Raw genomic sequence first — 15,516 nt, 5'->3', positions numbered from 1 at the left:
TCTTTTTTATACCGATTAACCGTAAACTCAGTTTAGCTGCATGGTTGACACTTTTACCCTACAGCAGCTTTACAACATAACAATACCAAGAGGTCATCAATGAGTAAGGAAATCAAGACCCAGGTGGTAGTACTGGGTGCAGGCCCTGCAGGTTATTCTGCTGCCTTCCGTGCTGCCGATTTAGGTTTGGAAACAGTAATTGTAGAACGCTACGCCACCCTCGGCGGAGTATGTTTGAATGTGGGGTGTATCCCATCAAAAGCTTTGTTGCATGTAGCTAAAGTGATTGAAGAAGCAAAATCACTGGCCGAGCACGGCATTGTGTTTGGTGAGCCACAAACCGACATTAATAAAATCCGTACCTGGAAAGAGAAAGTAATCGGTCAGTTGACTGGTGGCCTCGATGGTATGGCTAAAATGCGTAAAGTTAAAGTAGTACAAGGCTTAGGTAAGTTTACCGGCGCTAACTCACTAGAAGTAACTGGTGATGATGGCGAAGCCACAACTATTAACTTTGACAACGCAATTATTGCAGCGGGTTCTCGCCCAGTTAAATTACCGTTTATTCCACACAATGACCCTCGTGTATGGGATTCAACTGACGCACTAGAGCTTAAAGAAGTTCCTGGTAAGTTGTTAGTATTAGGTGGCGGTATTATTGGCCTAGAAATGGGTACAGTATACGGCGCACTAGGCAGTGAGATTGACGTTGTAGAATTTGCTGACCAACTTGTACCAGCAGCTGATAAAGATGTTGTTCGCGCTTATACCAAAAAAGTGAAAGACAAATTCAACATCATGCTTGAAACCAAAGTGGTAGCCGTTGAGTCGAAAACAGACGGCTTGTATGTAACCTACGAAGGTAAGCAAGCACCACATGAGCCAGTCCGTTACGACGCAGTATTGGTTGCGGTAGGTCGTGTACCAAATGGCTTAGGTTTAGATGCAGAGAAAGCTGGTATCGAAGTGACTGAGCGTGGCTTTATTGAAGTTGATAAACAGCTTCGTACTAACGTTCCTCACATCCATGCTATTGGTGACATCGTAGGGCAACCTATGTTGGCACACAAAGGGGTGCACGAAGGCCACGTAGCAGCAGAGGTTATCTCTGGTAAGAAACACTTCTTCGATCCTAAAGTTATTCCTTCGATTGCTTACACTGAGCCAGAGATGGCATGGGTAGGTCTAACCGAGAAAGAAGCTAAAGCACAAGGCATTAACTACGAAGCCTCAGTATTCCCTTGGGCTGCTTCGGGCCGTGCTATTGCCTCTGATTGCCCAGATGGCATGACTAAGATGATCTTTGATAAAGAGTCTGGTCGTGTAATTGGTGGTGCAGTAGTAGGTACCAACGGCGGTGAATTGTTAGGTGAAATTGGCTTAGCGATTGAGATGGGTTGTGATGCTGAAGACATCGCGTTAACCATTCACGCTCACCCAACCTTGCATGAATCGGTTGGCTTGGCTGCAGAGATTTTTGAAGGAAGCATTACCGACCTTCCAAATGCGAAAGCCAAGAAAAAGAAAAAATAGACTGAATTAGTCTAAAAAACTACAGTTATAAAGGCAGCCTAGGCTGCCTTTATTGTTTAGATTTCAAAGGAATGACTCTGCATGCGGCTATTGCGTAAAGCCTTGTGGCTTATATTGCTAATACTTTTTTCTTCTTCTGTTATTGCTCGCCCCAAAATAGGCTTGGCGCTCAGTGGCGGAGGGGCAAAAGGCGCGGCGCATTTGGGGGTTATTCAATTACTCGAAGAAAACCAAATTCCTGTCGATTACATAGCTGGAACCAGTATGGGCGCTTATTTTGGCGCCATGTTAGCGATGGGCTATAGCGCGCAAGAGATTGAAGATTTAACCTTTTCTATTTATTGGGAGAGTGGCTTTGTTGACGATGTCACTCGCAGTGAGTTATCGCTGAGAAGTAAAAAGCAAAAAGATGACTACCAAATAGCCTTGCCAATTGGGGTCAATAAAGACGGCGTTCAAATACCTAAAGGCGCTGTGCAGGGCCAAACTATGGCCGAGATTTTGCGTTATGCCACCAGTAACTTAGAAGCGCTAGAAAGTTTTGATGAGTTGGCCATTCCTTATCGCGCAGTAGCCACCGATATGGCTGCTATGCGCCCTTATATCCTCAAGCGTGGTGACTTAGCCGTTGCTATGCAAGCGAGTATGTCGGTGCCCGGTGCGTTACGCCCGGTAGAGCTTGATGGTAAACAGCTTTCTGACGGAGGCGTGGTTAACAACATGCCTGTGGATGTATTAAAAGACATGGGCGCAGATATCATTATTGCGGTAGATATTGGTGCGCGGCTAAAAACTCAAGACGAGCTTAATACTGCGGTTGATGTGGTAGACCAGCTCTCAATTTTTCTTACTCGATCTGGTACCGAGCGACAAATTGCCTTGTTAGGGGCTGATGACTTACTCATATCACCCGATGTAACCGGCATCGATACCGCTGACTTTGCATTAATGCCTTTAGCGATTGAGCGTGGTAAGCAAGCGGCAGCAGAGCCGATTGCACAGTTAGCTAAGCGTATTCATCGTGATGACCAAGAAAAGGTATATTTAGCCTATCAACAAAAGGTTAAAGATCGCAGAGCCACTCTTAAGTTACATGAACAATTTGTGGTGAGTAAAATTGAACTCAATAACAACTCAGCTTTGAGCGACGAGGTTATTTTATCTCGTTTACAACTCAATCAAGGTGAGTTGCTTTCCAAAGCTCAACTTGAAGAAAAAATTAGTCAGTTGTATGCCTTAGGAACCTTTGAGCGAGTCGACTATCGAATTAGTAGTGAGCAGGGCGCTAATGTGATTCACGTGGATACTCAAGAAAAGCGCTGGGGGCCTGGCTACTTTGATATGAAGCTTGGTTTGCAGGAAAACTTTTCGGATCGCACCGAAGCGAATTTAGGGCTTGGGTTTACCTTAACTAACCTAAACGAGTATGGCGCAGAGTGGCGTAATGAGTTTGAAATCGGCTCGATAAAGCGTCTGTTTACCGAATACTACACACCATTTACCGATAACCTTAAATATGCTTGGTTAGTATCGGCAGAGTACGATAAACGTAGCCGTCGTTTATATGGTTTAGGTGAAGACATTGAATACCTTGAAGCCGATTTTAGTGATGCCACTTTTCGCACTCAACTAGCCTGGAACTATAAACCCTGGCAAGAATGGGGGCTTGGCTTAGCAGCTAGGCACGGTGATATCGAATTAAAAGGATTTAGCGGCGATGCCAGCTATTGGTTGTATGGTCCTTACTTTAGATTTGACTACGACACCCTAAACAGCTGGGCTTTTCCTACACAAGGTAAAATGCTGGATGTAGGGTTAACTCTTTACCATGAAGATGTACAAGGGTTTTCTAGTGTATTGGCGCCCAGTTTTGAGGCTCGCTGGAAAGTGCCATTTGGTTGGAATAAGCATAATTTAAATTGGTTTGGTGAATATGGTAGCACCGGTAGTGACTTTGTTGTACCAACTGATGCTCAGGATCTAGGTGGCTTTTTACGTCTTTCGGGCTTTAAGTATGAACAGTTATCTGGTCGTTATAAGGCGCTAACGGGCCTCATGTACTTTTATCAGCTGCACTATTTTCAATCTCCCGTATTACAAGCGCCTGTTTTTGTCGGGGGGTCTTTAGAAAACGGCGGAGTATGGAATAGCTCTGATGAAATCTCTTATAGCAGTGCGCTGTGGGCCGGCAGTATTTTTGCTGCTCTAGACACCAGTGTATTAGGGCCTGTGGTACTTGCCTATGGGCACAACGAATCGGAGCAAACTTTATATTTATTTATCGGCAATGACTTCTAAATAAGTGATAAATGTGAATAAATTGTAACTTTTCCGCTTGTGGCTAAAGTATAATAAAGGCTTTAAGTTGTTGTTATAAAATGATTTAACTGTTTATTTGTCAGCTTGGCTGAAACGTCGATATTTTAATTTATAGTTAAAACGGCTATAATCTCAGCCCTATGAGGCCAGCAAAGCTCTGGCCCATATATATGGATATCCCCTACGGGCATTATTACAATAAGGAGCGAGCCGTGCTAGAAAGCTACCGCAAACACGTCGAAGAGCGTGCTGTTGAAGGTATTGTACCTAAACCCCTCGATGCTGAACAAACCGCAGGATTAGTAGAGTTATTAAAAGCTCCGCCAGCCGGTGAAGAAGAGTTTCTACTCGATTTGTTAGCAAACCGAATTCCCCCAGGTGTAGATGAAGCCGCTTATGTAAAAGCCGGTTTTCTTGCTGCTGTAGCAGCTGGAGAAGTAAGCTCTCCTATTGTTTCTGCCGCGTATGCCACTGAGCTGTTGGGTACAATGCAAGGTGGTTACAATATTGAACCACTCATCTCATTACTTGATAATGCTGAGCTTGCACCTATCGCAGCTAAAGCCTTATCACATACGTTATTGATGTTTGATGCTTTCCACGACGTGGAAGAAAAAGCCAAAGCGGGCAACAACTTTGCACAACAAGTGATGCAAAGCTGGGCCGATGCAGAGTGGTTCTTAAGCCGCCCTGAGCTTGCTGAAAAATCAACACTTACTGTTTTCAAAGTGACCGGTGAAACTAACACCGATGACTTATCGCCTGCTCCCGATGCTTGGTCTCGACCAGATATCCCATTGCACGCATTAGCTATGCTTAAAAATGCTAGAGAAGGTATCGACCCTGATCAAGCAGGCTCGATTGGCCCAATGAAGCAAATTGAAGCCTTGAAAGAAAAAGGCCATCCGCTAGTTTACGTAGGTGACGTTGTAGGTACCGGTTCTTCGCGTAAATCTGCTACTAACTCTGTGTTGTGGCTAATGGGCGATGATATTCCTCACGTACCAAACAAGCGTGGCGGTGGCTTCTGTTTAGGCGGAAAAATTGCACCAATCTTCTTTAATACCATGGAAGATGCTGGCGCATTGCCTATTGAGCTAGACGTAGAAAAGCTTGGCATGGGCGATGTTATCGACATTTACCCGTTTGCTGGCGAAGTGAAAAAATCAGGTACTGACGAAGTTATCTCAACCTTTGAGCTAAAAACTGATGTATTACTTGATGAAGTTCGCGCTGGTGGCCGTATCCCTCTAATTATTGGTCGTGGCTTAACTGACCGCGCTCGTACATCTTTAGGCTTAGAGCCTTCGGAAGTATTCAAGCGCCCTCAAGACGTAGCTGCTTCAACTAAAGGCTTTACGCTTGCCCAGAAAATGGTAGGTAAAGCCTGTGGTGTAGACGGTATTCGACCTGGCCAATACTGTGAGCCGAAGATGACGACTGTGGGCTCGCAAGATACTACTGGCCCAATGACCCGTGACGAGCTGAAAGATTTAGCCTGTTTGGGTTTCTCTGCAGACCTAACCATGCAGTCATTTTGTCATACCGCTGCTTACCCTAAACCAGTTGATGTGAATACTCACCACACGCTTCCTGATTTCATCATGAACCGTGGCGGCGTATCTCTACGCCCTGGTGATGGTGTTATCCACTCTTGGCTAAACCGTATGTTGTTACCAGATACTGTTGGTACAGGTGGTGACTCGCATACTCGTTTCCCAATTGGTATTTCATTCCCTGCAGGTTCTGGTTTGGTGGCATTTGCTGCTGCTACTGGTGTTATGCCTTTAGATATGCCGGAATCAATCTTGGTTCGCTTTAAAGGCGAAATGAAGCCGGGTATTACCTTACGCGATTTGGTGCATGCAATTCCTTACGCTGCGATTCAACGCGGTCTATTAACGGTTGAGAAGAAAGGCAAGAAAAACATCTTCTCAGGTCGTATCTTAGAAATTGAAGGCTTAGAAGAGCTTAAAGTTGAACAAGCTTTTGAATTGTCGGATGCATCTGCTGAGCGTAGTGCCGCAGGCTGTACTATTAAGCTAGGTAAAGCCCCAATCATTGAGTACTTAAACTCAAACATTGTGATGCTTAAGTGGATGATTGCTGAAGGCTACGGCGACCGTCGTACTATCGAGCGCCGTATTACTGCTATGCAAGAGTGGATCGCTAACCCTGAATTGATGGAAGCGGACAAAGACGCTGAATACAAAGAAATCATTGAGATTGATTTGGCTGATATTAACGAGCCAGTATTGTGTGCGCCAAATGATCCAGATGATGCCCGTTTACTATCTGAAGTAGCAGGCCAGAGCATTGATGAAGTGTTCTTAGGCTCATGTATGACTAACATTGGTCACTTCCGTGCAGCAGGTAAATTGCTCGACAAGCATACTGGCTCATTGCCAACACGTATGTGGGTTGCTCCTCCAACACGTATGGACCAAAAGCAGCTTACCGAAGAAGGTTACTACGGTATTTACGGTCGTGTTGGTGCACGTACCGAGATCCCTGGTTGTTCTTTGTGTATGGGTAACCAAGCACGCGTGGCCGATAACTCAACGGTAGTCTCTACCTCTACGCGTAACTTCCCTAACCGTTTAGGTACCGGCGCTAATGTTTACTTAGCTTCTGCCGAGTTAGCTGCTGTATCGGCAATTTTAGGTAAGTTACCTACTCCAGAGGAGTACCTTGAGTATGCGAAGCAAATTGACGCTACTGCAGCTGATACTTATCGTTACCTCAACTTTGATGAAATCACTGATTACACTAAAGTGGCTGATGAGGTAATTATTCAAGCCGCCGTGTAGATTTTTCACACCGCATAAAAACGCAGCTTTGGCTGCGTTTTTTTTTGCACAATAGCCAAGTAACACACTGAGGTGGTACTATATATACGCCTAAATAAGTAAAATTATGAACATTTTATTATAAAATAAATATAATTTGCGTTATTATGTGCTGCAAAATATGGATAATTTTAGCATTTACTGGTATAAAGGAGCCCGCTAGATTTACTAGCTCATTCGCTTGCAGTTGGAAGACAATATGTCCTTTAATGATGTTGTAGTAGTTGGCCCGTTGGCCGTAGATATGAGCCAAAATAGTATTACGTTTAAGGATAAAAGTGCCTATTTGGGACCATTAAGAACCCATTTGTTGGGATATTTGTGTAAACATGTCAATCAAGTTGTGGGGAGAGACGACTTGTCTGATGCTGTGTGGGGGCGTAGTGTCTCAGACCATACAATTAACCAGCATATATCTCAGTTACGAAAAGTAATCACTACTTTGAACAATACTGAACTCACTATCGCTACCATTCCCAAAAAGGGTTACATAGCAAGATGTGAAGCAGTAGGTCAGCCAAACCGAGTAAAACCGGAGCTGGTTCAAAATCAAGCTAAAGCCTTGTTACTAAGTGATGCTGAGACCTGCCAGAAAATTCAAAACCTGAAGGCAGATGGCGAGTTAAAACAGTTAGAAATGTTCTCTAATGCTGGTTTGTTGCATGAGCGACTAATGAGCAACGAGTTTCAAGCTGTGATCATCGACACCGAGTTAGCTAATGCCGAAGGCTTAAAGCTAATTAAGGCAATTCGAACTGGCCAAACTTTAGCTAGCTCTGATATTGCTATTCTATCTTTAGCATCTGAAGCCACTAAGCAATTGCTTGGTTTTAATGTATTGATGGACGTGCAAGGCTTAATCGTAAAGCCTGTTAACATTGAAGTATTGGAAAAACAAATCAAAACAGCCGTAGCAATGCGCTTTAAACTAAAGCCAAATGCCGCTTATGATCTTGTTCCTACTATGTTAAACAGCGCAGCTAGCGTAAACTTACAGTCTGCTTGTTTAAGTAACTAGACTGAAACTATGGAACTGACGATTCGCCGTTCATTGGACGGCGCATTTTTTATTGATTGCGGTGACGAACATCGGTGTTTTTCGATGTGGCTAGAGCGTGAATTGAATAAAGATCGTCAGTTTATTTCTTCCTTACTCGTCCGCCTGAAAAATCTATCTGGCTTAGCTGAGCTACACATAGACAGTGATGAGTTCCGTTTTGTGGCCAATCTAGATGAAGTTAGCATCGAGGTTTCTCAAGACGACGCTTCAGATAATCCAGCGCTTTTGCAAGATGCCATGAGTTTAGATGCAGCGCATAGTGCTTGCGGTTATGACGATTTTCTAGAATTGTTAAATTCTATCGAGGCTTATTAACATGGTGCAAAATTAGCATCTAGCTCGAAAATGCTCTAAACCCTTCTTTAGCTCTTTTTATTCAGCCAATTCATTACTTTAACCCTAACTTATACGCGGGTTAACTGCCAAATTGCTACATATTCTCCGCTAGCTGCACTTTATTAGTGCTGATAGAAATACCACTACCAAATTGTGAACCATGTTGGAGCGTTGTTAAAAAATATAGCACCACAATGGTGCGACTGCATTTGTTCTATTTTATGTATTCTTTCTTAACCTGTTGTTTTGTATCGCTAATTTTGTTTTGGCACAAGCCTTGTATTTTGTTAATCGAGAAAAGTTAATCGATGACTCTTTGGAGGAGCTCAAATGAAACTAATTAGCGCGATAATCAAGCCATTCAAATTGGATGACGTGCGTGAAGCCATCGCCGAAGTTGGCGTAGATGGTTTAACCGTATCTGAAGTTAAAGGTTTTGGTCGTCAAAAAGGTCACACCGAATTATATCGTGGTGCCGAGTACCAAGTTGACTTTCTACCTAAGGTAAAACTAGAGATTGCTACTAGCTCAGAAAATGTAGACCGCATTATTGAAGCGATTTCTAGTGCTGCTTACACCGGCAAAATCGGTGACGGTAAGATTTTTGTATACGACTTAAGCAACGTAGTACGTATTCGTACTGGCGAAATGGATGCAGAGGCTATCTAAGGGCAACCTTAGCAAGCTTATAACAGGGATTACGGGGAAGTAATTATGGAAAACGAAATTTATCAACTGCAATATGCCATCGACACCTTCTACTTTTTGGTGTGTGGCGCATTAGTAATGTGGATGGCCGCTGGTTTCTCTATGCTAGAAGCTGGTTTAGTTCGCGCTAAAAACACCACAGAAATTCTTACTAAGAACATCGCTCTTTACTCTATCGCTTGTATCATGTACTTGATTTGTGGTTACTCAATCATGTATGACGGCGGTATCTTCTTATCAGGCATCGAAGCCTTTGACCTAGGTGGCGTGTTAGCTTCTAAAGCTGAAGAAGGTTTTGAAGGCGGCAGCGTATACTCAGGTGCTTCTGACTTCTTCTTCCAAGTAGTATTCGTTGCAACTGCAATGTCTATTGTTTCGGGTGCAGTTGCTGAGCGTATGAAGCTTTGGGCATTCCTAATCTTCGCTGTAGTGCTAACTGGTTTCATCTACCCGCTAGAAGGTAGCTGGACATGGGGCGGTGCAGACGTATTCGGTCTATACAACCTAGGCGACCTTGGTTTCTCTGACTTCGCTGGTTCAGGTATTGTTCACTTAGCAGGTGCTGCAGCAGCATTAGCCGGTGTACTACTACTAGGTGCTCGTAAAGGTAAATACGGTAAAAACGGTTCTGTTAACCCAATTCCTGGTTCAAACATGCCGCTAGCTACTGTAGGTACTTTCATCTTATGGATGGGTTGGTTTGGCTTTAATGGCGGTTCTGTATTGAAACTTGCTGATGCTTCAAACGCTCACTCTGTTGCAATGGTATTCTTAAACACTAACGCTGCAGCTGCGGCTGGTGCAATCGCTGCACTACTAGTATGTAAGCTTACTTGGGGTAAAGCAGACCTAACAATGTTATTAAACGGCGCATTAGCTGGTCTAGTAGCGATTACTGCAGAACCTTCTACTCCTACTGCGCTTCAAGCCACTCTGTTTGGTGCTGTAGCTGGCGTATTGGTTGTAGCGTCTATCGTGTTCTTCGACAAGATTAAGATTGATGATCCAGTAGGTGCTATCTCAGTTCACGGTGTAGTTGGTCTATTCGGTCTATTGATTGTTCCACTAACTAACGATGGTTCAAGCTTCTCTGGCCAAATCATCGGTGCATTAACTATCTTTGCATGGGTATTCGTAGCAAGCTTCATCGTATGGAGCATCCTAAAAGCTGTAATGGGTATCCGAGTTTCTGAAGAAGAAGAAATGAACGGTATGGACATTGCTGATTGTGGTATCGATGCATACCCAGAGTTCGTAACAGTTAAGTCTTCTAGCTAAGATTAAAAAGTAATAAAAAAGGCCCGCATTGCGGGCCTTTTTTTGTTTTAAAACATAGCGAAAGATGTTGTCCCATGTTAATCTAAAGTCAAATGATAACGATTTGCGTTTAACATATATTGAAGGACTCATTTGTGAATAAATCAGTATTCTCTTCATTAGTGGCCATGGTGGCTTCACTAGTGGTTGCCACTCCAGCCTTAGCTGCAGAAGAAGTAAACCTATACTCTTACCGCCAACAAAGCTTGCTACAACCTTTAACTGATGCGTTTACCGAAGAAACGGGCATTAAAGTAAATGTTGTGCATGCTGCTAAAGGTTTAGCTGAAAAGATCAAAGCGGCAGGCGAAAACAATCCTGCTGATTTAGTACTAACCGTTGATATCGGCCGTTTGGAAGAAGTGCGCGCTGCTGGTTTGTTTGAAGCCGTTAACTCTCCAGTTATTGATGAAGTTGTTCCGGCTCACTTACGCCACCCAGATAACTTATGGTTTGCCTTAACCACACGTGCTCGGGTTATTTATGCTCATAAAGACCGTGTTAAAGAAGGTGAGCTTAATTCACTTAAAGATTTAGCCGATCCAAAGTGGCAAGGCCGTATTTGTACCCGTTCTGGTAAGCATGTTTACAACATTGGTTTAATTGCTTCAGTGATTGCAGAAGACGGTGAAGCTGCCGCAGAAACGTGGCTAAAAGGTTTAAAAGCTAATTTGGCACGCAAGCCACAAGGTAACGACCGTGCTCAAGCTAAAGCCATCTTCGAAGGCCAATGTGACTTAGCGATTGCTAACCGTTACTACATGGGCAAGATGTTCTACAACACTAAGAGCCCTGAGCAGCAAGAGTGGGCCGAGCAGATCCGCGTTGTATACTTAGACCAAGACATTGGCGGCCGTGGTCAGCACATTAATATCTCTGGTGCTGGTTTATTGAAAACAGCTAAAAACAAAGATAACGCCATTAAGTTGTTAGAGTTCTTAGTTGGTGAAAAAGCTCAAGGTTTATACGCTACTGCTAACTACGAAGAACCAGTTCGCACCGGTATTAAAACTGATGAGTTTATTGAAAGCCTAGGTGATTTCAAAGCTGACCGTATTTCCTTACAAGAAGTGGCAGACCAACGTGCTGCAGCAGCACGCTTAGTTGACCGTGTTGGCTATGATATGTAAAGGTTGTTAAACTTGCTATTCTATTAGCAAGCGTCAATAAAGCTGGCCTTAGGTCAGCTTTATTAGTTTTCGGCTCTGTGCCGTTTTTTTATTTGGAAGCTATGAGCACTACCGCCAATTCTACTTCGCCTTTCTCGTTAGCTCGTTTACGCTTTGACCCTTGGGTATGGCTTGCCTTAGCAATTGCTGCCTTAGCCATTGTCCCTATTGCCACCATTTTGATGCTCTCATGGGCCGACAACCAAGAAATCTGGCAACACTTACTGGATACGGTATTTTGGATTTACGTTAAAAACACTTTAATGCTGTGTTTGGGCGTGGCTTTATTTACCAGTTTAATGGGTACCGGTGCGGCTTGGTTAGTCACGCGCTTTAATTTTCCTCTGAAGTCGGTTTTGGTATGGGCGCTATTGCTACCCTTAGCGGTGCCAAGTTACATTCTCGCATTTGTTATTACTGACCAGCTTGAATACGCAGGTTTTGTGCAAAAAAGCTTGCGCGCTTTGTTTGGTTGGCAAACTGCACGAGACTACTGGTTCCCGGAGATTCGCTCCATTCAAGGCGCCATTGCGGTATTGAGTTTAGTGCTGTATCCCTATGTGTATTTGTTAGCGCGAGCTGCTTTTGTAGAGCAAGCTGCACAGCTTTTAGAAATGAGCCGCTGCCTAGGCAAAAGTCAAACTCAGAGCTTTTTTAAAGTGGCATTGCCACTAGCGCGACCTGCCATTGTGGTTGGGGTTACATTAGCGCTTATGGAAACCATTAATGAATATGGCACGGTAGAGTTTTTTGCAGTGCCTACGTTAACCGCGGGAATATTTGATGTGTGGCTAAACATGAGCAGCCTGTCCGCCGCCGCTCAAATAGCCTTAATGCTGGTGAGTTTTTCTATCTTACTGCTGGGTTTAGAGCGCTATAGCCGCAACGCTGGTAAGTTTTATAAGCTGACTGGCCAATCTCCCGCTATGTTTGCCGAACCGCTTTCGGGCTTTAAAGCATGGTTAGCCACCGCTTTATGTTTATTGCCTATTAGCCTTGGTTTCATCTTGCCTATCACGGTGTTAACTAATTATGCACTACGCAATTTAGACCAAGGATTAGAGCAGTACTTAAATAGTGCTTGGAACAGTTTTTCTTTGGCGATTATGGCCGCGTTGCTAACAACGATTTTGGGTTTGTTGCTAGCCTACGGGGTTCGCTTATCTAAAAGCAATAAAATGCGCAGCATCGCCGAGGCTGCAACCTTGGGGTATGCCATCCCTGGTGCGGTGCTAGCAGTGGGCATTTTGTACCCGCTTGGTGTGTTTGATAATGCTGTTGATAGCCTAATGAAAGTCTGGTTTGATTATCCCACCGGCTTATTGCTCACTGGCACCGGTGGCGCCTTGGTATTAGCCTATTCGCTGCGATTTATCGCTTTAAGTTACCGTACGCTTGACGCAAGCCTTACTAAAATCACTCCTGAAATGGATGACGCCTCACGTATTCTTGGTAGTCGTTCAGGTAAGACGCTATGGCGAATTCATCTACCTTTAATACGACCAAGTGTCCTAACCGCCATGCTACTGGTATTTGTAGACACCATGAAAGAGCTGCCTATCACCTTGATACTAAGGCCGTTTAATTTTGATACTTTATCTACCCAAGTATGGGATTTAGCCTCTTTAGAACAGCTTGAGCAAAGCGCTTTGGCTGCATTAACTATATTACTGGCGGGCATTATCCCGGTTATTATCATGAGTCGAAATATCGGTTCTTCTGAACGTCGCCCACAAGGACAATAAACCCGCAATGAGTATTGTTTTACGCAAAGTTAATCATTTTTACGGCGAACAACAGGCATTAAAAGATGTCAGCATTGAAGTGAGCGAGAATCAAATCGTTGCGCTATTGGGTCCATCGGGTTGTGGTAAAACCACACTGTTACGCCTTATCGCCGGTTTAGAGCGACTACAAAGTGGCGAGCTTTACTTGCAAGACAAGCTAGTGGCTGCGCCTAAGCAAGCGATTCATCTAGCACCAGAGCAACGGGCCATTGGCATGATGTTCCAAGACTATGCCTTATTCCCTCATATGAGTGTGCGTAAAAATATCGAGTATGGTTTACGTAAACAGCAAGATCTTGCGAAGCGGCGTAATTGGATTGAGGAAAGCCTAGATAATATGGGCATGCAAGGCTTGTTAGAGCGCTTTCCGCATACCTTGTCGGGTGGCCAGCAGCAGCGGGTAGCTCTACTTCGTGCCTTAGCTCCAGAGCCAAGCACTTTACTGCTAGATGAGCCTTTCTCCGCGCTTGATGAGCATCTTCGTCAGCAAGTACGTGAAGAAACCCTTGATGTACTGAAGAAAACCAATACCCCTGCGGTAATGGTGACTCACGATCCACTAGAGGCAATGTTTATCGCCGATAAAATTGTAGTGATGGAGAAGGGGGAGATTGTGCAAAATGCTAGCCCTCAAGAAATTTACAACAATCCGAAAAACGCCTTTGTGGCAGCGTTATTTGGCCCTAGCAATCGCTTTGAAGTGGAAGTTGAAGGGCACAAAGTTAACACGCCACTTGGAGCATTTGCTGCAGCTGACATCGAAGATCAGCAGATGGCAGAGATTATTGTGCGGGCTAAAGATATCGTGGTACACCAGCTCGAAAACAAAGATCAGATAGAAGCTACAGTGATATCAGTGCATGCAATGGGTAACGAAACCCACTTTAGATTGCAGCTAAGCGGTATGCCTGAGCGGGTAATACATGCGCGTATGCGCGATCATTGGCAGGCGAGTGCTGGCACAAAAGTATGGTTGTCGGTAGATGGGGATGCGGCATTTGTCTTCCCTAAAGCATCGCTTTAGGGAAGCTAATTAGGCTTAGTTAGCCAACTTCAAAGAGTTCTTTCACTGACTGGAAGACATCGGCAATATCTACTTGGCGAGTAGGGGTGATAAAAATAGTGTCATCACCAGCAATGGTGCCAAGAATACCCTCAGCTTTGCCTAAAGAATCTAACAAACGGGCTATTAGTTGAGCTGCGCCGGGGCTGGTGTGGATAACGATGAGAGCGTCATTGAAATCCATTTCTAATACTAAGATTTTTAGTTGGCTAGAAACGGTTGGGACCCCTAATTCTGCCGGTAAGCAGTAAACCATTTCCATTTTTGCGTTACGAGTACGCACCGCGCCAAACTTACTTAGCATGCGTGACACTTTCGATTGATTAATGTTTTCGAAACCTTGCTCTTGCAGGGCGGTCACTATTTCGGCTTGCGAGCCAAATCGTTCCTCTTTTAACAGTGATTTAAAGGCTTTTATTAACTGTTCTTGTTTATCGCTATATTTCATCGGTGATCCGAGCTTATAAATCCGTTGCCATTGTCGCCAACTTTTTACTCTAATTCAACTTTATTCTAGTTTTATGCATATAAATGCATACTCTGACACAGAATTATTATTGCATTTAATAACAATTAGTTGTGAGCCTTTGCTAAGCTGAATTATGATAGCCCCATCCGACTCGATGAGTAGTTGATTATGTGGATTAAACTTTTCATTCTTCTTCCTGTTTTTGTGTTTAGTTCAGCATTTGCTGAAGATAAACCCTTACGAATTGTTACCGAAGCCTCTTACCCACCATTTGAAGCCTTTGACGAACAAAAGCAATTAGTGGGTTTTGATATCGAACTAGCCAAAGCGGTGTGTATACAAATAAACAGAGAATGTGAGTTTTACCATCAGCCTTTTGACAGTTTGCTGACGAGTGTTGCGGCAGGGCACTATAACTTGGCGATTTCAGCTTTAGATATCACCGAGCAGCGAAAACAGTTAGTTAATTTTAGCGATGCGTATTTTGACAATATGGCGGTATATATAACTAGCTCGGACCAGGCATTGGCTAATAGTGCTGTTGTGGCAGTACAAAGCGGTTCTAGCTTTATGCGTTTTTTACGTGAGCAACGACCAGATATTTTGTCGATTGCTTACCCCAGTTATCAATTGGCACTTAATGATTTAGAACAAACGAAAATAGATGCGGTGTTTTTGGATGCCGCTGCTGCGCATTACTGGTTAGCGAGTCATCCCAACTTTGTTATTCAAGTTGATGAAAGCTATCCTGCTAGTGGTTTGGGAATGGCTGTTTCCAAGCAAGACGAAGACCTGCTGAATCAAATCAACCATGCGCTTAAAGTGTTAAAAAATAATGGCGCTTACCAAACAATATATCAGTCCTTTTTTAACTAACAAATACTGTTAGACCAAGGTCTTAAGCCA

12 protein-coding genes are annotated in these 15,516 nt (G+C 43.9%); 11 read left to right on the top strand and 1 reads right to left on the bottom strand.

What is annotated here, in order from left to right; all coding sequences use genetic code 11:
• The first annotated feature begins 99 nt into the window (after nt 1-99).
• From lpdA to OAG1_RS17915, 10 genes are all read left to right on the top strand, one after another.
• The gene (lpdA, locus tag OAG1_RS17960) at nt 100-1,533 is read left to right on the top strand and encodes a dihydrolipoyl dehydrogenase (protein WP_152780568.1); all 1,434 of its coding nucleotides are present in this window, start codon (nt 100-102) and stop codon (nt 1,531-1,533) included.
• 81 nt (nt 1,534-1,614) lie between these two features.
• Nucleotides 1,615-3,831, top strand: a complete 2,217-nt coding sequence (locus tag OAG1_RS17955) for a patatin-like phospholipase family protein (protein WP_338622248.1) — start codon at nt 1,615-1,617, stop codon at nt 3,829-3,831.
• Nucleotides 3,832-4,064: 233 nt separating this feature from the next.
• Entirely contained in the window at nt 4,065-6,662 is a 2,598-nt protein-coding gene (gene acnB / locus OAG1_RS17950) for a bifunctional aconitate hydratase 2/2-methylisocitrate dehydratase (RefSeq protein WP_338622247.1), read from the top strand.
• 238 nt (nt 6,663-6,900) lie between these two features.
• Nucleotides 6,901-7,719 carry a winged helix-turn-helix domain-containing protein gene (locus tag OAG1_RS17945; RefSeq protein WP_338622246.1) on the top strand — a complete coding sequence of 273 codons (819 nt, stop codon included), beginning with the start codon at nt 6,901-6,903 and terminating at the stop codon, nt 7,717-7,719.
• Between the two features lie 9 nt (nt 7,720-7,728).
• On the top strand, nt 7,729-8,076 hold the full coding sequence (locus tag OAG1_RS17940) for a YacL family protein (protein WP_338622245.1): 348 nt from the start codon (nt 7,729-7,731) through the stop codon (nt 8,074-8,076).
• A gap of 351 nt (nt 8,077-8,427) precedes the next feature.
• Nucleotides 8,428-8,766: a P-II family nitrogen regulator gene (locus OAG1_RS17935; protein WP_016400812.1), complete on the top strand. Its 339-nt coding sequence runs from the start codon at nt 8,428-8,430 to the stop codon at nt 8,764-8,766.
• 45 nt (nt 8,767-8,811) lie between these two features.
• The gene (locus OAG1_RS17930) at nt 8,812-10,083 is read left to right on the top strand and encodes an ammonium transporter (RefSeq protein ID WP_016400813.1); all 1,272 of its coding nucleotides are present in this window, start codon (nt 8,812-8,814) and stop codon (nt 10,081-10,083) included.
• A 134-nt stretch (nt 10,084-10,217) separates the two neighbouring features.
• Complete coding sequence (locus OAG1_RS17925) at nt 10,218-11,252, top strand: Fe(3+) ABC transporter substrate-binding protein (RefSeq protein ID WP_016400814.1); 1,035 nt, start codon at nt 10,218-10,220, stop codon at nt 11,250-11,252.
• Between the two features lie 101 nt (nt 11,253-11,353).
• The gene (locus tag OAG1_RS17920; protein WP_338622244.1) at nt 11,354-13,036 is read left to right on the top strand and encodes an iron ABC transporter permease; all 1,683 of its coding nucleotides are present in this window, start codon (nt 11,354-11,356) and stop codon (nt 13,034-13,036) included.
• 7 nt (nt 13,037-13,043) lie between these two features.
• Nucleotides 13,044-14,102, top strand: a complete 1,059-nt coding sequence (locus OAG1_RS17915; protein ID WP_338622243.1) for an ABC transporter ATP-binding protein — start codon at nt 13,044-13,046, stop codon at nt 14,100-14,102.
• A 19-nt stretch (nt 14,103-14,121) separates the two neighbouring features.
• Here OAG1_RS17915 and argR read toward each other — a convergent pair whose 3' ends face one another.
• Nucleotides 14,122-14,589 carry a transcriptional regulator ArgR gene (gene argR / locus OAG1_RS17910; protein ID WP_016400817.1) on the bottom strand — a complete coding sequence of 156 codons (468 nt, stop codon included), beginning with the start codon at nt 14,587-14,589 and terminating at the stop codon, nt 14,122-14,124.
• Nucleotides 14,590-14,778: 189 nt separating this feature from the next.
• Here argR and OAG1_RS17905 point away from each other — a divergent pair, with 189 nt between their 5' ends.
• Complete coding sequence (locus OAG1_RS17905; protein ID WP_338622242.1) at nt 14,779-15,486, top strand: transporter substrate-binding domain-containing protein; 708 nt, start codon at nt 14,779-14,781, stop codon at nt 15,484-15,486.
• Nucleotides 15,487-15,516 lie beyond the last annotated feature (30 nt).

Origin of the sequence: Agarivorans sp. OAG1, from assembly GCF_037076485.1 — a bacterium.
GTDB lineage: Bacteria > Pseudomonadota > Gammaproteobacteria > Enterobacterales > Celerinatantimonadaceae > Agarivorans > Agarivorans albus.
Note: the sequence above shows the minus strand (reverse complement) of the source record. Positions and strands in the feature narration are given on the sequence as shown.